Below are 19265 nucleotides of genomic sequence, written 5' to 3' on the forward strand. Positions count from 1 at the left end.
TGAGCCTCCTCACGCGGCGTTGCGGATGCGGGGGTCGAGGATGCCGTAGAGCAGGTCGACCACGAAGTTCACGAAGATCACGAAGACGATGATCAGCATCACCGTTGACTGCACGACGATCACCTCGCGCGCGGCAACGTTGGCGAGGATCATGCGGCTGAGGCCGGGCAGCGAAAACACCATCTCGATGATCACGGTGCCGCCGATCAACTCGGCGATCTGCAGCCCGACAATGGTGACGATGGGGAGCGCGGCGTTGCGCAGGCCGACCTGCAGCAGCGCCTGCGTGCGCGTCATGCCGACGGCGCGAGCGGTGCGGACATAGTCCTGGTTCATCACGTCGAGCACGGCGGAGCGTACGTAGCGGATCAGCACCGCGGCCATGATGAGTCCGAGCGACAGGACGGGAAGAACGAGCGAGCGGATCGAGCCGACCCAGTCATCAGACCAGTCCACCCAGCCGCCGGTGGGCAACCAGCCGAGGCGCACCCCGAAGAGGACGGAGAGCAGGATGCCGGCCCAGAATACGGGGATGGCGATGCCGATCTGGCTGATCAGTGCGAGTACTGCACCCGATGGCTTGCCGACGTTCCGCGCGGCGTAGGTGCCGACGGGGATGGCGATGATGAGACCAAGAAGCAGGCCGGAAAGGGCGAGCGGAATGGAAACGCTCAGTCGTCCGACGACGAGATCGGCCACGGCCTCCTTGGTGCGGAAGGACTGGCCGAGGTCGCCCTGCAGCATGCCGAGGATCCAGTCGAAGTACTGGACCGGCAGTGGGCGGTCGAGACCGTAGGCAGTGGCGAGGGCGTTGATGGCGTCGGCAGTAGCGTCCTTGCCGAGCACGATGGCCGCGACGTTGCCGCCGGCGGCGCGGATCAGGAGGAAGATGGCTACGGAGGCGACGAAGACTGCGCCGATAAAGAAGACCAGTTTGCGTAGCGCGTATAATGCCATTCTGCATGCCTCTGCGGTGACCGGACAGACTGCGGTCGGTTGCGGGCCGCCGGTTAGCCGGCGGCCCGCGAGTTTCGTGTCAGAACACCAGCCTTACCAGCTGAGGTTCTTGAACTCGATTGCCACGGCGACGCGGGGCTCGATGAAGCCCTTGAGGTCCTGCTCGAACAGGCCCACGCCCTTCTTGGCGATCAGCGGGACGATGACGGCATCATCACGCAGGATCTTGGCGGCCAGCTTCATCTTGGCGAGGTAGTCCTCGTCAGAGGTCGCTGCGTCGGCATCGGACAGGGCCTGGGTGTACTCGGCGCTGCAGTAGGTGCTCCAGCCGGCCTTGGCCGGATCGGTGCAGTTCCACTGGGTCGGATCGGCGTCGCCCGACATCACGGTGATGTCGAACTGCGGCGGACGGCCCTGGAAGATCAGCTGCGAGTAGCGTGCCAGGTCGATGGCATTGCGGGTGACGTTGAAGCCGGCACCCTGCATGGCCGGGACCATGATGTCAGCCGGCAGCGACAGATCGGGAACGTCGCTGAGCGAAGCGTATTCGAGCGGCGTCGAAGCATATGCCGAGGCCTTGGCCATGGCGCCTTCGAAGTCATACGGATACGGGCAGCTCTCGGCGCTCTCGGGTTCGTACCAGGGCTGGTTCGGCAGAGCGAAGGTGCAGGTGTTCTCGGCACCCCAGGAGGCGCCGAAGGCGTCGTTGTAGGACTGGCGGTCGAGCGTCGCGGCAAGTGCCTTGCGCAGTTCCGGGTCGAGCTTCTGGTTGAGCACGGCATAGGTCGGCTCGCCGACCTGGGGATAGGTCAGCAGCGTGAACTTCTTGTCGAGCTCGCGCTTGGTCACCTGCTCCCACAGGTCGATGGTGATGACCGGCAGGGAGTCGACTTCGCCGGCTTCGAGGGCGTTGAGCCCCGCGCTGCCGTCGGTGATGACGCGAACGGTCACGTCCTTGATCGACGGAGCGTCGCCCCAGTACTGGTCGTTGGCGGTGAACTCGAACGCGCTGTTGGTGGTGTACTTCACCAGCTTGTACGGGCCGGTGCCGATCGGATTGGTGGCGATCGTGCCGGCGGCGTGTTCGGGCTGGATCAGGCCGGCGGTGCCGCCCATGCCCAGCCAGAAGTTCTGGCTCGGACGCGACAGGGTCACCTTGACGGTCTTGTCGTCGACCTTCTCCATCGAGGCGACAGCCGCATAGGCTGCCGAGTTCTGCGAGACCGGGCTGCCCTTCATGGTGTTGAGCGAGTACAGCACGTCCTCGACGGTCACCGGGGTGCCGTCGGAGAATTTCGCCTCGCGGATGACGAAGGTGTAGACCAGCTTGTCGTCGCTGATGGTCCAGGACTCGGCAACGCCCGGGGAGACCGAGCCGTCCTTGTTGAAGTAGACCAGCGGCTCGACCACGTTGGCCGGAATCCACAGGCGTAGCGCCGTGAGGTTGCTGGTGACGTAGTCAAGCGTGCCCGGATCCTGGCGGGCGACCAGAACCACCTTGTTCTCGGCTGCGCGCGGCGAAGCGGCCATGGCCTCGGCGCCGCCGAAGGCAGCCAGCATGACCGTCGCGGCGGCGATCGCGCCGAGCCGTTGGCCGAACTTGTACGAAGATTGCATGAAGAATCGTCCCTTCCGATTGTCCCTGAGATTCAATGTGCCACGCGGTGGCTCCACAAGATGCCCCTGCTCACTCGACGGTGCGCCGCGCCGCACGCTTCGAAAATGTCCCATAATGTGGAATGCAAAGTCTTTTTGCATTTGATTAGTCTGCATAGTGTGTGGGCGACATGCAAGTAGGTATACGTGTTCTGGCGAATTCAGCGCCCGTTTCTGGGCATTCTCACAGGGATGCGTTCCGTTCCATGGAACGCAATGCGTTCTACCTTGTGAAACGGCCGTGGTTTCTTCAGGAAAATCATGACCTGCGCCAGGTCCCCTCCAGGGCAAGTGCTCCGCCACGGGCGCACCGCGATTTTTCTCCCCAACGAGGGCTTTGCGGCCAATCGCGCCGTCGATAATGTCGCGCGGATTTCAGGAGGATCCTTCCATGCACAAAACCATCGCAGTCTTGGGGCTCGCGGCCGCACTCGCACTCGGCGTCTCGTCGGTAGCGCTTGCGGCAGGCGAGAAAGTGTCGGTGATCACCCCGTACCTCGCCGCCACGGCGACGGGTGAGATGATCGAGGCGTTCAAGGCCAAGGCTGCCGAGTACCAGTGGACTGTCGATGTGGTCGACACCGCCGGCGACATGGGCGCCTTTGCGAGCCGCGTCGAGGACGCGACTACCAGCGGGGCCAATGCCATCGTGCTCGTCTCGGTCGACCCGGCGCAGATCCAGGACCAGGTCGACAAGGCCAAGGCCGCGAGCATCCCCGTCGTCACCATCGACGGCGCCAAGAACGCTGCGACCGCTCTGAATGTCACGTCCGACAACTACGTGCTGGGCGAGACGATGACCAAGTTCCTGTTCGAGCAGCTTGGCGGCAAGGGCAACATAGTGCGCTTCTTCCACTCGGCGCACCCGGGAGTGCACCAGCGCGAGATCGCGCTCGACGACGCGCTCAAAGCCAATGCCGAGATCAAGCAGGTCGGCGAGCATTACGTGCAGGTGCCGGGCCAGATCGACGACAGCCGTTCCGCCATGGATGCGCTACTGCTCGCCAACCCGGGCGATGGTGCGATCAACGCCGTGTGGGCTGCGTGGGACGAGCCGGGGATCGGCGCCAACCTCGCCATCGAGGCGGCTGGCCGCAAGGGCATCATCATTGCCGGCATCGACGGCAACCCGCAGGCGATCGAGCTGATCAAGGGCTGCACCGCCTATGTCGGTACGGTCCGCCAGGGCTTCGGCGAGATGGCCAACATCGCTGCCGATCAGCTCAACGCGATCCTTGCCGGCGGTCCGCCGGAGAAGGATGAACTCTTTGCGCCGGTCGAGCTCATCACGCGCGACAGCCTCGGCGTCACCTGCAACTGACGGTGCTCGAGCTCAGGGGCATCAGCCGGCGGTTCGGCGCCACCCACGCGCTCGATGACGTGAGCCTCGCCCTTTCCGAGGGCGAGGTGCTCGGGCTTGTCGGGCCGAACGGGGCCGGCAAGTCTACGCTGATCAAGATCGTCGCCGGCGCGGATCAGCCGGATGCCGGGGAGATCCTGATCGACGGCAAGCCGGTGCAGTTCCACTCGGCGCACGACGCGTATGCCGCGGGCATCCGTGTGATCCACCAGGACGCGCCGCTGGTGCCCGGGTTCGATACGGTCGAGAACTGCTATCTCGGCCGGCACTATCCGCGACGGGCTGGACTGATCGACCGCAGGGCGATGCGCGAGGCCATCGCCGAAGTGGCGGCCGACATCGCGCCGGATCTCGATCTCGACCTGCCGGTGATGTTCCTGCCGCCGGCCGAGCGGCAGTTCGTGCGCCTCCTGCGCGCCATCGCCGACAAGGGACGGCTGCTCATCCTCGACGAGCCGACGGCGGCATTGCCGGCCGAAGACGCGGAGCGCTTCTACGAAGTCCTGCGCCGCACGCGCGAGCGTGGCACCGCCATCGTGCTCGTCAGCCACCGTCTCGACGAGATCGCCGATTTCTGCGGACGTGCGGTGGTAATCCGCGACGGGCGCATCGTCGCCCGGTTCGGCACTGGAGAGGTGAAGCCCGAAGCGATGATCGCCGCGATGGGTGGGAGTACCACCGAACGCTCGACCAGAGCCACCGACACGACCGCACCCAGGATCATCGAACTCGACGGCGTAACGGCAGGCGACCTGTCGCGGGCGGCATCGCTTCATGTGCATGCCGGCGAGGTCATGGCGCTCTACGGCCTTGCAGGATCGGGCCGGTCGAGCCTTCTCAATGCCATCTGGGGCGCGATCCCGTCGACAGGCGCGATGCGTCTCGAAGGAGCGGCCTACGCTCCGCGCTCGCCGCGCGATGCCATCGCACGCGGCGTGTCGTGCGTGCCGGCGGACCGGCATCGCAGCGGGCTGTTCCTCGACCAGGACCTCGTCTTCAACAAGACCCTGCCGCTGCTTTCGACCTATCGCCGAGCGAGGGGATTGCCGGTACCGGACACCATGGCAGAGCATGCCGAGTTCCTCGTTGCGGCCGAGCGTGTGTCGCTCACCTATCGCGACCCGCAGCAACTGGCGCGAACCCTCTCGGGCGGCAACCAGCAGAAGCTGATCTTCTCGCGCTGGGCCAACCGGCACTCCCGGGTGATGCTGCTCGACGAGCCGACCGAGGGGGTCGACGTGATGGCCAAGGCGACGATCAAGGAGATCATCCGCACCATCGCGGCGGATGGCAACGCCGTGCTGGTGTCGACCTCCGATCGCGACGAGGCGCTGGAGCTCGGTGATCGCATCGCGGTGTTCCGCAACGGCGGCATCGTCAGGATTTTCTCGCGGGCGGAGGCGAGCGCGGAAGCGCTGTCGGCCGCTGCGCAATCGAGGGAGGCGGCGTGACCCGCACCAATCTCAATCGCTTCGGCACGCTGATCGCGTTCGTCCTGCTGTGCGTCGGCTTTTCCATCGCGGCGCCGCAGGCCTTCGCCTCGCCGGCCAACGTGTTCAACCTCGTCCAGCAGATGGCGACGCTCGCCATTGTCGCGACGGCGGCGACGCTGGTCATGACGATATCCGAGTTCGACCTGTCGGTCGGCTTTTCGGCGTCGCTCGCCGCGGTGATCTGCTTCGTGCTGTTCGGGCAGGGCTATGACGTATGGCTCGCGGTGCCCGCGGCGCTGCTGGCAGGCCTCGCTGGCGGGGCGGCGAACGGCGTTCTTGTCGCGCGTTTCGGCATTCCATCCTTCGTCGCGACACTGGCGCTGGGCACGATCCTCTCCGGCTTCGCTTTCGGGCTCAGCGGCGGGCAGAGCTTGTTCCAGTCGGTGCCGGATACGTTCAAGGCGCTGGCGCGGGGCGAGGTACTCGGCATCCCGGTACTCGGCTTCTGGATTGTCGGCGTGCTCGGTGTCGCGGCGTTCGTGCTGACGCAGACCGAGTTCGGGCGGCGCCTCAAGGCCATTGGTGGCAATGCGCAGGCAGCACGGCTCGCTGGCCTGCCGATCATGCGCGATGTCATCGTCACCTTCGCCATTGCCGGCGGGTTGTCCGCCCTGGCGGGCCTGCTGCTCGCCGCGCGGCTGGGCAGTGTGCAGCACACGATGGGCGAGCCGCTGCTGCTGCCGGCCTATGCCGCGGTGTTCATCGGCACGACCGCGTCACCGACCGGAGCGCCGACCGTGGCTGGAACGCTGCTCGGCGTCGCCATCACCGGCGTGATGGTCAACGGCATGACCATCGTCGGCGTCGAGCCCTTCGTGCAGAAGATCATGACCGGCGGGATCATCCTCGTGGCGGTGCTGCTGCGCCGGGTCGGGCGGGCCAAGTGAACGTCCTCGTTCTCGATTGCGGAAGCTCGGCGCTCAAGGCCACGATCTTTGCGGCGGATGGCCGCGTGATTGCCACCATCGATGCGGCCTATCCCGAACCTGCCGGTCCGCACCGGCGCGACCCGGCCGACTGGTGGCAGGCAGCGGTCAAGGCCGTGGGGAAGCTGCCTCGCGACGACGTCGGCGCGATCGCCCTGACGGGAATGATGGAGAACCTCATTCCGGCCGGTGCCGACGGCGGCTCCGTCGGCGACGCGGTAATCTACTCCGACCCGGTGGGGGCGGGCGTTCATGCGGGCCTCTCGCCTCGACTGGACGCGCTCGGTGCGACGGCGATCCTCGGCAATGCACCGGAGCCGTTGATGACGGCGTTCAAGCTGCTCGCGGTCGGAGCCAACGGTGCCCGGTGGATTCTGCCGGGATCGAAAGACTACCTGGCGCTGAAACTCACCGGAGTGGCGGCGACGGACCCGAGTTGTGCGAGCACCAGCGGGCTCATGGACATCAGCCTGCGCGACTGGTCGCCGGCGCTGCTCGACATGTTCGAGATCGACCGGGGACAGTTCCCCGCCATCCTCGCCGCCGACGCGGTAGTGGGTCCCCTGACAGAGGCGGCGGCGTCGCATCTGGGGCTGATTGCCGGAATTCCTGTGATCAACGGCTGCGGCGATGGCGCGGCCACGACCATCGGCAGTGGGGCCGAGCGACCCGACGAAGTGAGCATCTACCTCGGCACGAGCGGGTGGGTCGCTGGCGTGACGGCCGAGACGGACCGGTCGCCGCGCCCCTACTACCGGCTTGCTCATCCGTTGCACGGCGGGCTGATCGAGATCGCGCCGATCCTTTCGGCGGGGGCGGCGGCGCAATGGGCGCGTGACACGCTGGGGCTGGCGCTGCCGGAGGCGGAGAGGCTGGCAGCGGATGCCGATAGGGCACCCGGGTCGGCACTGTTCCTGCCCTATCTCAACGGCGAGCGCTCACCATTCGTCGACCTCGAGCTCCGGGCCGGGTTTGCCAATGTGTCGGCCGCGGACGGAACTGGGGCGCTTTACTATGCGACGCTTGAGGGCGTGGCCTTTGCCATTGCCGCCAATGTCAGGGCGATGGGTGCCAGGGGGTCAGTGTACCTTGTCGGCGGCGGGGCGCGCAGCGCGATCTGGCCGCAGGTCGTGGCCGACGTGCTTGGGCGTGACGTAACCGTGCCGGAGCATCCGGTACTGGCGGCGAGCCTCGGCGCATACCGGGTTGCGGCAAAGGCGCTGGGCCTGGCTGTCGGGTCGGCCGCGCAGGGCAGGGTGTACCGGCCGAGACCCGAGCGCGCCGAGCGCATCGGGCGTCAGACCCGTGCGTTCGAGCGCGCAACGACGATGCTGCGTGAGCTCGCCCGGGACTAGGGTATCTCGGCGGCCAGCATGTCCTCGAGCTGGCGGGAGAAGTGCCGGCGGAACATGATGAGCTGCGCGGCCCCCAGGGCCGGAGCGCGATCGCCCAGTACCCCGGCAGAGACGCGCGGCAAGAGGTGATCCTTGAACACCGCCAGCGCCGCGAGCGCGGCGGTCGTTGCCTCAACGAGGCGCGCCACTATGGCGGGGGGCGCGACGCTGTCGATGATGACCCGATCGACTTCCAGTACTGCCGCAGTATTGAAGACGATCTCGGCCAGGGCCGAGCCGGAGGCCTCGATCCAGGCGGCGACATGCGGCTCCCACGCGTCCCATGGCCAGTCGGCCGGATCGCCCTCCGGCAGCTCAACGCCTGCGGCTGCGAGGCGATGTTCGAGCGCGATCATGGAGGCGACATCGTGGCCGAAAGCGCGGCGCCCGTTCTCGCCGTTCACCAGCATGGACCCGAGGTCGGCAGAGTTGCCCGTCGGTCCTTCGTAGAGCGTGTGTTCGGCAGCGATGCCTGCGCCGAGGAAGGTGGTGACGTACAGGTGAACGAGGTTGGCAGGGCGCGGCGGATCGGACATCACCATCGTGGCGAAACAGGCGCTGCTGCCGTCGTTGGACCAACTGGCGGGGAGGCCCGTCTCGCGTGCGATGGCCGTGCGGATGTCGAGGGCGCGCCACAGGTCGGACTGCTCGGCGGGAGCGCCGAGGCGCTTTATGCCGCGCCACACCTGGCTGGGGGACGTGATGCCGAGTCCTACCATCCGTGCGCGCTGACGCGGATCCAGCTTTTCGAGCAGCTCGGCGACCACATTGGCGACCTCGGCGACGATGGTAGCGGCATCGGGGTAGCGGTAGTCGCGCCGGTAGCGGCCGATCACTTCGCTGCCGAGATTGATGAGAACGACATCAACGTGGCGCCAGGAAATATCGCAGCCGATGCCGAAGGCGCCGGAGTAGTCGAGATAGAGCGGGGTGGCGGGCTGGCCGCGGCGGCCGCGCAAAACTTCGCCGCGGGTGATGAGGCCGTCTTCCTCGAGCTCGCTGACGATGGCGGAGGCTGTCTGCGGGGCGAGGCCGGTGCGCCGGGAGACGTCGGCATTGGAGATGCCGGGGTTGAAGCTGATGGTGTTCAGAACTGCCCGACGGTTCGCGGCGCGCAAGCTGGCATGCTGCACGCCGCGTCCGGCAGGCTCAAAGAAGTCCGACACTGCAATTGCCCCCCGCGACCCAGACCACGCAAAAGCAACGTCGCCCATTCCACGTTGTGGAATGGGCGCCGATTCCTGCGTCCGCAAGTAATAGATGGGTCAGAGCGACGGGCAGTCAACCCGCCCCTATGCTACCAATTGGTCACCGAGCCATCCCGCCGGTAGAGCATGGGGGCCTGCCAGTACTTGAAGCTCTGCTTCTTGATCAGTTCCTCGTTCACTTCAATGCCGAGACCGGGAGCATCACTGACGGGATAGTAGGCGCCCTCAAGTCGCGGTTGCACCGGGAAATAGTCGGAATTGTCGAAGCCCAGATGAGTTTCGGCCGGGCTCGATCGTGTTTCCAGCCACGCGAAATTGGGCACCGCCGCGGCGAAGTGGACTGTAGCTGCGGTACAGATCGGGCCGAGCGGATTGTGCGGCATCATGTCCACATAATGCGCCTCGCTCCAGCCTGCGACCTTCATCGATTCCGTCAATCCGCCGACATTGCACACGTCGAGGCGGTTGAACTGATGAATGCCGCGCTCGATGTAGGGCAGGAACTGCCACTTGGACGCGAACTCCTCGCCGATGGCGAAGGGAACGTCGGTGAGGGTGCGGAGCGACTCGTAGGCCTCCGGCGTCTCGTCGCGGATCGGTTCCTCGAGGAAGTCGAGCGTGCCGGACGGCATCTTCTGGCAGAAGCTCGCGGCTTCGGCGACCGACAGGCGATGGTGGAAGTCGATGCCGAGGATGACGTCCTCGCCCAGTTCCTCGCGGGCCTTGACCATCCATTTGGCGGTCTTGCCGATGTGCTCGCGCGGCTCGTAGATCTGCTCGCCATGGCCCGAGGGCGACAGGCGCATGGCGGTCCAGCCGTGCGCGATGAGCATCTTGGCCTGCTCGATCATCTCGGGACCGGGCTCACCGGAGGTGGTGGCGAAGGTCGGGATCTTGTCGCGCTGCTTGCCGCCGAGCAGTTCGTAGACCGGCACGCCTAGGGCCTTGCCCTTGATGTCGTGCAGCGCGATGTCGATGGCCGAGATTGCCGCCTGCAGCACGCGGCCGCCCTCGAAATACTGGCTGCGATAGAGCAACTGCCAGATCTGGCCGATCTTGAACGGGTCCAGGCCGATCAGGATCTCGGTGTAGTGCTCGATGGCGCCGACGACCGCCTTTTCGCGGCCGCTGAGACCGCTCTCGCCCCAGCCAAAAATGCCCTCGTCGGTCTCGATCTTGACGAGGAGCTGGTTGCGCGTGCCCACCCACACGGCATAGGGCGTGATGGCAGTGATCTTCACTTCGATATTCTCCCTCGATGGCGGTTCGATCCGCCCTGCGCGAGAGGGGGAACTGATTGGCGGCGGCAAGTCAATTGGGCGAGTGGGGTATGCCCGAGCACCGTGGCGCTAGAGCGTGCCGCGCTGGTAGCGCGTGAGGGTTTCCCTAGTGCCGACGCGCCAGAGGGTGGAGAGGGCGCGAGTAAAGGCGGCGACGTAGGTTGGGTTGGTAGCGAGGTCGCCGAAGATGTCGCTCATGGTCAGCCAGGCGGCCGGGTCGTCCTTGGCCCTTCTTGCCAGCGCGATCAGGCGGTCCCAGCTCGGATCGTTGGGCGGGATGGCTTTGCCGCTGTCGCTTTCGCCGTAGCAGTAGCGGGCCCAGAGCGCCGAGACGAGGGCGAGGCCGTTGACGGACTGGCCGGCGGCCAGCCGGTCGCGGACCGAAGGCAGGATGAACTTGGGCTGGCGGTTGCTGCCATCAAGGCAGAGGCGCTGGATGGTGTCGCCGATCTTGGGGTTGGAGAAGCGGCGCTCGATCAGCTTGTAGTAGTCCTCGAGATCGGTGTCGGGCACCGGGGGCACGATGGGAATGATCTCGTCGTGCTCGACCTTATCGAGGAAGGCGCGGACCAGCGGATCCTCCATCGCCTCGTGGACGAAGTGGATGTCCATCAGCCCGGCCGGATAGGCGATGGTGGCATGGCCGCCATTGAGGATGCGGATCTTCATCAGTTCGAACGGCGCGACGTCGGGCACGAACTGGACGCCGACCTTTTCGAGCGCCGGTCGGCCGAGCGGAAACCTGTCCTCGAGCACCCACTGCTTGAAGCCTTCGCAGAAGACCGGCCAGGCATCGGCGATGCCGAACTCGTCGGCGATGATCCTGCGCTCACGCTCCCCCGTCGCTGGCGTGATGCGATCGACCATGCCGTTGGGGAAAGCGACCGCATGCTTCACCCAGCTGGCGAGCTCGGCATCGACGAGGGCGGCGAGACCGGCCACGGCGTTCTCGGTGACATGCCCGTTGCCTGGGATGTTGTCGCAACTCATGACGGTGAAGGGCGGGACGCCGCCGTCGCGCCGCCGCTTCAGCCCGGCGAGGATGAGGCCGAAGACGGTGCGCGGTGCGTCGGGGTGGTCGGCGTCGTAGCGGATATCGGGATGGGCCGGATCGAACCTCTGCGTGGCCGGGTCGATGTAGTAGCCGCCCTCGGTGATGGTCAGCGAAACGATGCGGATTCGCGGATCGGCGAGCTTGCCGATGATCGCGGCGGTGTCGCCGACCGGGAGGAAATCGACCATCGGGCCGGTGACGTGGACCGCGCTCTTCTCCGCTTCCTGCTCGACGACGCTGGTCAGCCAGTCCTGCCTCTCGAGCGTCGCCCGCATTGCAGTATCGGTCTCGCGCACGCCGGCGCCGATCAGCGCCCAGTCGTGATCAAGGCCGAGGTTGAACAACTCGTCGAGATAGACCGCCTGGTGGGCGCGGTGGAAGTTGCCGACGCCAAAATGGACGATGCCCGCCTTGAGATCGGCCTGCCGATAGCGGGGCACGGCCGCAAAGGTCGAAATCACCTCGAGATTGGCGGCGGAGAGCTCGGTAGGCATCGGCAACCTCGTCAGCAAGAGACCGCGATCGCGCGGCCGGTAGATCAGCGGAGCGCCAGACCGGACTGGTCGAAGCGGTAGATGCGGGACGGATCCGGGCTCAGCCAGACCGTGTCGCCAGGGACGAACTCCTTCTCGCCCTCCGTGCGCACAGTCTGCAATCCGACGCCCTCCATGTGAACGTGGAGGAAGGTATCGGAGCCGAGGTGTTCGACAACCCCCACGCGCCCGTGCCAATCGCCCGATTCACGGGAAATGCGCAGATGCTCGGGACGCACGCCGATGGTCGCGGCGCGGTACTTCTCGGCGTGGGCGCCCTCGAGGAAGTTCATCCTGGGCGAGCCGATGAAGCCGGCGACGAACTTGTTCGCCGGGGTCCGGTAGAGCTCCATCGGCGTGCCGTACTGCTCGATGCGCCCAGCGTTCAGCACCACGATCTTGTCGGCCATCGTCATGGCCTCGACCTGGTCGTGGGTGACGTAGACCATGGTGGTCTTCAGGTGCTGGTGCAGTTCGGTGATCTCGATGCGCATGTTGACGCGCAGCGCAGCATCGAGGTTCGAGAGCGGTTCGTCGAACAGGAACGCCTTGGGTTGGCGCACGATGGCGCGGCCGATGGCGACGCGCTGGCGCTGGCCGCCCGAGAGCTGGCGGGGTTTCCGGTCGAGATAGTCGGTGAGGTTGAGAACGCGGGCAGCGTCGTCGACCTTGCGCTCGGTGGTCGCCTTGTCGGTATTTGCCATCTTGAGTGGGAAGGCGATGTTCTGGCGCACGGTCATGTGCGGATAGAGCGCATAGGATTGAAACACCATGGCGAGGCCGCGGTGCGCAGGGCCCCTCTGGGTAACGTCCTCGCCGTCGAGGCGGATGATCCCCGACGTCGTGTCCTCGAGGCCGGCAATCAGTCTGAGGAGAGTAGATTTGCCACACCCCGAGGGCCCGACGAAGACGACGAAGGCGCCGTCTTCAATCTCGAGCGATGCATCGGGGATGACCTGGTGACCGCCGAAGCTCTTGTTGACGTGTTCGAGCGTGATCGAGCCCATGGTGGTTCCCCTATTTCACGGCGCCGAAGGTCAACCCGCGCACCAACTGCTTCTGGCTGAGCCAGCCGAGCACGAGGATCGGCGCAATGGCGAGGGTCGAGGCGGCGGAGAGCTTGGCCCAGAACAGGCCCTGCGGCGACGAGAAGGACGAGATGAAGGCGGTCAACGGCGCCGCCTTGGAGGCGGTCAGGTTGATGGTCCAGAAGGCTTCGTTCCAGGCCAGGATGATGTTGAGGAGCAAGGTCGAGGCAATGCCCGGCACGGCCATGGGCACGAGGACGTAGACCAGCTCCTTCCAGAGGATCGCGCCGTCCATGCGCGCCGCCTCGAGGATATCGACCGGGATCTCGCGGAAGTAGGTGTAGAGCATCCAGATCACGATCGGCAGGTTGATGAGAGTGAGGATCATGGTGAGCCCCCACACCGTGTCGAGAAGGCCGGTATCGCGGAAGATCAGGTACATCGGCACCAGCACGCCGACCGCCGGCATCATCTTGGTCGAGAGCATCCACATCAGCACGTCCTTGGTCTTGGGTGTGGGAGTGAAGGCCATGGCCCAGGCCGCGGGGATGGCGAAGAGCAGCGCGATGAGGGTCGAGCCGACCGAGATCCACACCGAGTTGAGGAAGTGGCGGAAGTAGTCGGACCGGGCCTGGACCTCGAAGTAGTTATCGAGCGTCCAGCTCGGGATGATCATGGGGGGGGAGGCGATCGCCTCCTGCTCGGTCTTGAAGCTGGTGAGGATCGTCCACAGGATCGGGAAGAAGAGCAGCAGCGCCACGATCCAGGCGAGGGCGGTAAAGAAGATCTTGCGGCGGGTGCTTACGGCGCGGGCCATTTAGTTTGCTCCCAGGTTGCTGGCTGAGACAGACGACCCCCTCCCGGCCTCCCCCATGAAGGGGGAGGTGAAGAACGGCCCGCGTCTCTCGCCTCGATCGCGCCCGAAGCGCCGGCAGGGCACCTCCCCCTTCATGGGGGAGGATGGGAGGGGGCAGTCTGTGGCGACAGCCGCGATGTCCATGAACTTACGCATCGAGGTTCCTCCCCACCGCGCGCATCAGGAAGATCGCGACGATGTTGGCGAGGATCACGGCGATGACGCCACCGGCCGAGGCACCACCGACGTCGAAGCTCAGAAGCGCCGTGCGGTAGACGAGGAAGGCGAGGTTGGTCGAGTTGTAGCCGGGCCCGCCATTGGTGGTGACCAGCACCTCGGCGAAGATCGCGAGGAGGAAGATCGTCTGGATCAGGATCACCACGGTGATCGCCCGGGCGAGGTGGGGCAGGATGATGTAGATGAAGCGGCGCACCGCGTTGGCCCCGTCCATCTCGGCCGCCTCCTTCTGCTCCTCGCTGAGCGACTGGAGCGCCGTGAGCAGGATCAGCGTCGCGAAGGGCAGCCATTGCCAGGCGACGATCAGGATGATCGAGAACAGCGGGACCTGGGCGAACCAGTCGATCGGCTGCTGTCCGAACGCCTCGGCGATGCGCGCGAAGATGCCGTAGCCGGGGTGCATCAGCATGTTCTTCCAGATCAGCGCTGCGACCGGCGGCATGATGAAGAACGGGGAGATGACGAGGATGCGGACGATCCCCTGGCCCCAGATGGGCTGATCGAGCAGCAGCGCGAGGAATATGCCGCCCACCACGGTGATCAGCAGCACGCCGCCGACCAGCAGGAGCGTGTTGACGATCGATTGGGCAAAGGCCGGATCGGTCAGGAAGAACTGGTAGTTGAGCCAACCGGCGAAGGTGACGACCGGGTTCAGCAGGTTGTAGTTCTGGAAGCTGAACCAGAGCGTGAGCGCCAGCGGCACGATCATCCAGATCAGGAGGACGATGACCGATGGTGCCATCATGATGCGCGCAATCGTGCGCGATTCCCGCGTGGCCATTGGCGTTCTCTCCCCTTAACGCCGGTTGCGAAACTGCTAGGGCGGTGCGCAGGGCGCGCCCCTGAGCCAGAAGATAGGCCGCCAGCAGCTAGAGGGTTGTCGAACTGCCGGCGGCCCCAGGTCGCCTCGGGAGGCTACTTGAGATATCCGCCCTTCATCATTTCGCGCGTCGACACGTCCTGCGCCTGCTTGAGCGCATCATCGACGCTCATCTGCCCGGCAAGGGCGGCCGAGAAGAGCTGACCGACCGTCGTGCCAAGGCCCTGGAACTCGGGGATGGCAACGAACTGCACGCCGACATAGGGCACCGGCTTGACGGTGGGCCTGGTCGGATCGGCGGCGTTGATCGAGTCGAGCGTCACCTTCGCGAATGGCGCCGCAGCCTGGTATTCGGGATTGTTGTAGAGCGAGGTGCGGGTGCCCGGCGGAACGTTGGCCCAGCCTTCCTTGGATGCGACTAGATCGAGATAGGCCTTGTCGGTCGCCCAGGAGATGAACTTCTCGGCGGCCGCAGCCTTCTGAGAGCCGGCCGGAATGGCCAGCGACCAGGCCCAGAGCCAGTTGCTGCGCTTGCCCAGGCCCTTGTCGGGTGCCAGCGCGAAGCCGACCTTGTCGGCGACCGTCGAGTCCTTTCCGGTGACGAACGAGGCGGCGACGGTGGCATCGATCCACATGCCGCACTTGCCCTGCTGGAAGAGGGCGAGGTTCTCGTTGAAGCCGTTGGAGGAAGCACCGGACGGGCCGGCATCCTTCATCAGGTCGACGTAGAACTGGAGCGTATCTTTCCACTCGGGCTGGTCGAACTGGGGCTTCCAGTTCTCATCGAACCAGCGGGCGCCAAACGAGTTCGACATGGCGGTCAGGAATGCCATGTTCTCGCCCCAGCCGGCCTTGCCGCGCAGGCAGATGCCGTTGATGCCGGCAGCGCGGTCGGTGATCTTCCTCGCGGCGTCGGCGATGAAGTCCCAGGTCGGGGCATCGGGCATGGTGAGCCCGGCCTTGTCGAACAGGTCCTTTCTGTACATCACCATCGAGCTCTCGCCGTAGAACGGCGCGGCATAGAGCTTGCCGTCGTAGCTGAGGCCCTTGCGGATGGCAGGAAGCAGGTCATCGACGTCATAGTCTGCGCCGAGGTTCTCGAGGGGGAGAAGCCAGCCCTGCTTGGCCCAGATCGGAACCTCGTAGGTACCGATGGTCAGCACGTCGTACTGCCCGCCCTTGGTGGCGATGTCCGTGGTGACGCGCTGGCGCAGGACGTTCTCCTCGAGCGTCACCCACTCGACCTGAATGTCCGGATTCTTGGCGGTGAAGTCGTCCGTCAACCTCTGCATGCGGATCATGTCGCCATTGTTGACGGTGGCGACCGTGATGGTCTCGGCCGAGGCAGTACCGGCGAGCGCGACAAGCATCGCACCCGCGACAAGCGGTAGTATTCTCATCGGTTCCTCCCATTCCCAAGACGGGCATTTGTCTCGGTGATGGGCAAATTCTCAACATGCCGCAGATAAAGTCAAGCGGTTGATTTATCGGGCGGTCTAGCCGAATGCGCGGTCGCGCGTGTCGTGCGACCGTTCGTTTAGTCCTGCCAGTGGGTTAGTTGCCGGCGAGAAGGCCTTCGGCCGTCGCTTCGTCTGTTAGCAAACCGTTCACGAGGCGGCGGCTTAGGGCGGCCTTGATCCCGGGCAGCTTTTTCTCGCCCATGGCGATGGCCACTACCAGCGAGGTCTCGCGGGAGGGGAGCGGGGCGCTCGCCACCCGCTCGTTGGTCAGGCCCTCGATCAGCTTGCCATTGGCGTCGAAGGCCCAGCCGAGCACTTCGCCGACCGCTCCGGCCTTCTGCAACTGGCGCAGTTCGGGTTCCGAGATGAAGCCGTCGAGGTAGAGCGGCGCCTCGGGCCCGAGGTCGCCGAGACCGAGGAACGTAACGTCGGCCTTCGCGGCGAGCGCCAGGGTGTCCCGGACCATGGGTTGGCGGTGCAGCATCTCGCGCTCGGTGGCGGAGGAGGCGATGACTGGCAGCGGCATGGGAAAGCTGCGCGCCTTGACGGCGTCGGCCATCGAGAAGATCACGTTGTAGAAAGCGGCCGAGCCGTCCGGCGCGATGTTGCCGGTGAGCGAGACGATCTTGTGCTGTGAGGCTTCCATCGGGGTCAACTGCTCGATGGCGGCCTTGAGCGTGCGCCCGGTGCCGAGGCCGAGCACGATCGGCTGGTCGCCGCGCAGGCGCCGCTCGATCTCGGCCGCCGCGGCCTGGGCCAGTCCGAGGACTGTCGAACTCGATCCGGGATCGGACGGCACCACCTCGGTGAAGTCGAGGGCATAGCGGCTGCGCAGTTTCTCGGCGAGTTCCATGCAGCGGCCGATGGGGTGGTCGAGCCGGACCTTGATCAGGCCTTCGGACACCGACAGGGAGACGAGGCGCTGCGCCGTCTGGCGCGACACGCCGAGCTTCCTGGCAATCTCCTCCTGGTTGTTGCCGGCAACGTAGTAGAGCCAGCCAGCCCGTGCGGCATCATCCAGGCGGTTGCCCAAGGTCTCCTGTCGCTGCGCCATAGTCCTGCTTCCGATAACGGGCGGATACTCACGCAATGAGCTTTTGCCCGCAAGAGGGTTTGAACGAAAGTCGAGGTGCCGGTCAGTACCGGACCGGGACGAACGGGGAGAGCCGGATGCCGGCGGCCTCGAGGATGGGCCGGCCGCCGGGTGCGAAGAGGATCAGGCCGTCGACCGGTGCGAGCACGTCGTCGGGTCCGATCACCGGCAGAACCCGTAGCGCGGCGTGCGTGTTGAGCCCGTAGATCGCACCACGATCGAAGTTGCCTGTTGCGACTGCCACGGCCGATGCCTGTTGTGCCTGCTCCAGTGCGTCCGGGTCGATGCGGCCGAGATACACGGCGTCGGTGGGCAGTTTGTGGGTGACGGCGAACCATGAAAGCTCGCGCCAGTTCGGTCCCTCGTTCTCGACCGGCAGGGCGCGGACGCGCTGGTAGTGCGGCGCCAATGCCTCCCAGGCGGGCGAGGTCAGCATGGTGCGGAACGCCGTGCCGGTCCGCTCGGGACCGATGACGAGGGCGCGCGGGCCTTTCTGGATGTCGGCGAACTGCAGCCCGAGGACGAGGCAGGCGGCAACGAGGGCGAAGGTGGGGCGCAACTGGCGGGAAAGCAGGAACAGCAGCGCGAAGATGATGAGGTAACCCATCGGCCAGAACATGCGGCCCGAACTGCGGAAGATGGAGAAGAACTTCTCTGCGAACTCGGGCAGGGGAATGGTGAAGAGCTCGATCGAGCCCAGGGCGACGCGGTTGCTCAGGGCAAAGAGGGCGAGGCCCAGCGCGACGAAAACCAGCGGGAGATAGCGTGGCCCGATGAGCGGTCGAAGACCGGCCGGCTTCAGCGTGACGAGAACGACGGCGATCAGCGCGAAGATGCCGAGGCCCATGTAGTTCACGCCCTCCCACTCGAAGGCATTCACGGGTGTGCCCGGAACGATGAGCTGGAAGAAGGCAGGATTGAAGGGCCCCATCAGGTTCATGCGGAAGAGGCCGAAGCCCCAGCTGGCGGTGGAACCGACCATGAAGATGCCGGTGGCCCAGAGGACGGTCAGCATGCCCGTCGCGACGGCAATGGCTTCGACGGCGATGGGCGCCAGCCGATCCTCGCGGGTCCAGAGGCGGGAGGCGAGGGAAGCGGTCCAGAGGCTGAACACCATGACCATGAGGTAGCCGTGGATGGCCGCAGTCACGGTGAGCAGCAGCGGCCAGGCCCAGCGCGGCGGCGTACGCAGCAGGTAGAGCCAGATCCCGGCGAGGATGGTCCAGTGCCCGGCCAGAGCCATGTGCGCTTCGAGCCGCACGAGGAAGGCCGGCTGGAACACGCAGAACATGGCCGCGACAAGTGCGATCGGTCGCGACAGCTTCAGCTGATGCGCGATCAGCGCGGCGAAGAGCGACTGCAGCACGAAGCAGAGGAGCTGCCAGTAGCCCCAGTACTGGAAACGCTCGGGCAGCCATTGGGCGAAGAGCTTGAACGGGAAGGCGAAGAGCGGCAGCGAGTCCGAGAGGCCGACGCCGTTGGCGAGCTCGAGCCCGTTGAGCGGACTGGCTCCGGGCGGCCAGCCCCAGGGCGCCATGGCGAACCACCACCAGCCCAGCGTGTGCATGGCGCGGTCGCGCTCGTCGAGCCACAGGACGTTGGTGGGATCGAGCGGGGCGAGGCCGCGGGCGATCATGAAGGCGATGATGCCGATGAGGATGGCGGGCACGATGGCCGGGGCTTCGCCGCTGCGCGTCGGTACCGCGGCACGCGCGCTTGCCGGCTGCTCGCGATCAATAGCCCCCGCTACATTCATCGGTGTTCGCCGATCCCAATCCGCCTACAGGCCGCCAATGCCTCAATACATGCGGGTGATGAAGGAAGGGTTGGCGGTCGAAAGCTTCATCGTCACTTGACGATGGATGCCTCTTTTCTTTTTGTGCTTATCCGCGTAGGGGAAGTCGGGCGAG

Annotated in this window: 15 protein-coding genes; 4 read left to right on the forward strand and 11 right to left on the reverse strand. The window is 65.7% G+C overall.

Annotated features, from left to right (window positions below):
* Positions 1 to 9 precede the first annotated feature (9 nt).
* Both PRN20_RS14320 and PRN20_RS14325 read right to left on the reverse strand, forming a co-directional pair.
* A complete protein-coding gene (locus PRN20_RS14320) occupies positions 10 to 957 on the reverse strand; it encodes an ABC transporter permease (RefSeq protein ID WP_273958175.1) in 948 nt (315 codons plus the stop codon).
* Positions 958 to 1050: 93 nt separating this feature from the next.
* Complete coding sequence (locus PRN20_RS14325; protein WP_273958176.1) at positions 1051 to 2574, reverse strand: ABC transporter substrate-binding protein; 1524 nt, start codon at positions 2572 to 2574, stop codon at positions 1051 to 1053.
* Between the two features lie 430 nt (positions 2575 to 3004).
* Between PRN20_RS14325 and PRN20_RS14330 the strand changes: the two genes are divergently transcribed.
* Genes PRN20_RS14330 through PRN20_RS14345 form a run of 4 tightly spaced genes read left to right on the forward strand, consistent with a single transcriptional unit; the run spans position 3005 to position 7747 of the window.
* The gene (locus PRN20_RS14330; RefSeq protein WP_273958178.1) at positions 3005 to 3934 is read left to right on the forward strand and encodes a sugar ABC transporter substrate-binding protein; all 930 of its coding nucleotides are present in this window, start codon (positions 3005 to 3007) and stop codon (positions 3932 to 3934) included.
* Positions 3935 to 3936: 2 nt separating this feature from the next.
* The gene (locus PRN20_RS14335) at positions 3937 to 5424 is read left to right on the forward strand and encodes a sugar ABC transporter ATP-binding protein (protein WP_273958180.1); all 1488 of its coding nucleotides are present in this window, start codon (positions 3937 to 3939) and stop codon (positions 5422 to 5424) included.
* The gene (locus PRN20_RS14340; protein WP_273958182.1) at positions 5421 to 6353 is read left to right on the forward strand and encodes an ABC transporter permease; all 933 of its coding nucleotides are present in this window, start codon (positions 5421 to 5423) and stop codon (positions 6351 to 6353) included. The genes PRN20_RS14335 and PRN20_RS14340 overlap by 4 nt, the downstream gene beginning before the upstream one ends.
* The gene (locus PRN20_RS14345) at positions 6350 to 7747 is read left to right on the forward strand and encodes a xylulokinase (protein ID WP_273958184.1); all 1398 of its coding nucleotides are present in this window, start codon (positions 6350 to 6352) and stop codon (positions 7745 to 7747) included. The genes PRN20_RS14340 and PRN20_RS14345 overlap by 4 nt, the downstream gene beginning before the upstream one ends.
* Here PRN20_RS14345 and PRN20_RS14350 read toward each other — a convergent pair.
* The 9 genes from PRN20_RS14350 to PRN20_RS14390 all read right to left on the reverse strand — a co-directional run bounded on the left by PRN20_RS14350 (position 7744) and on the right by PRN20_RS14390 (position 19111).
* Positions 7744 to 8952 carry an ROK family transcriptional regulator gene (locus PRN20_RS14350; RefSeq protein WP_273958185.1) on the reverse strand — a complete coding sequence of 403 codons (1209 nt, stop codon included), beginning with the start codon at positions 8950 to 8952 and terminating at the stop codon, positions 7744 to 7746. The genes PRN20_RS14345 and PRN20_RS14350 overlap by 4 nt on opposite strands.
* 131 nt (positions 8953 to 9083) lie before the next feature.
* Positions 9084 to 10235: a mandelate racemase/muconate lactonizing enzyme family protein gene (locus PRN20_RS14355; protein ID WP_273958186.1), complete on the reverse strand. Its 1152-nt coding sequence runs from the start codon at positions 10233 to 10235 to the stop codon at positions 9084 to 9086.
* 108 nt (positions 10236 to 10343) lie between these two features.
* Entirely contained in the window at positions 10344 to 11822 is a 1479-nt protein-coding gene (locus PRN20_RS14360; protein WP_273958187.1) for a mannitol dehydrogenase family protein, read from the reverse strand.
* A gap of 44 nt (positions 11823 to 11866) precedes the next feature.
* Positions 11867 to 12868 (reverse strand): ABC transporter ATP-binding protein, encoded by a 1002-nt coding sequence (locus tag PRN20_RS14365; protein ID WP_273958188.1) that lies wholly within the window; start codon positions 12866 to 12868, stop codon positions 11867 to 11869.
* A 10-nt stretch (positions 12869 to 12878) separates the two neighbouring features.
* On the reverse strand, positions 12879 to 13706 hold the full coding sequence (locus PRN20_RS14370) for a carbohydrate ABC transporter permease (protein ID WP_273958189.1): 828 nt from the start codon (positions 13704 to 13706) through the stop codon (positions 12879 to 12881).
* 187 nt (positions 13707 to 13893) lie between these two features.
* Entirely contained in the window at positions 13894 to 14763 is an 870-nt protein-coding gene (locus PRN20_RS14375; protein ID WP_273958190.1) for a carbohydrate ABC transporter permease, read from the reverse strand.
* Between the two features lie 134 nt (positions 14764 to 14897).
* On the reverse strand, positions 14898 to 16202 hold the full coding sequence (locus PRN20_RS14380; protein WP_273958191.1) for an ABC transporter substrate-binding protein: 1305 nt from the start codon (positions 16200 to 16202) through the stop codon (positions 14898 to 14900).
* A 154-nt stretch (positions 16203 to 16356) separates the two neighbouring features.
* On the reverse strand, positions 16357 to 17316 hold the full coding sequence (locus PRN20_RS14385; protein ID WP_273958192.1) for a sugar-binding transcriptional regulator: 960 nt from the start codon (positions 17314 to 17316) through the stop codon (positions 16357 to 16359).
* 82 nt (positions 17317 to 17398) lie between these two features.
* Entirely contained in the window at positions 17399 to 19111 is a 1713-nt protein-coding gene (locus PRN20_RS14390; protein WP_273958193.1) for a DUF6311 domain-containing protein, read from the reverse strand.
* Positions 19112 to 19265: the final 154 nt, after the last annotated feature.

Origin of the sequence: Devosia sp. ZB163 (assembly GCF_028613635.1) — a bacterium.
Classification (GTDB): Bacteria; Pseudomonadota; Alphaproteobacteria; order Rhizobiales; family Devosiaceae; genus Devosia_A.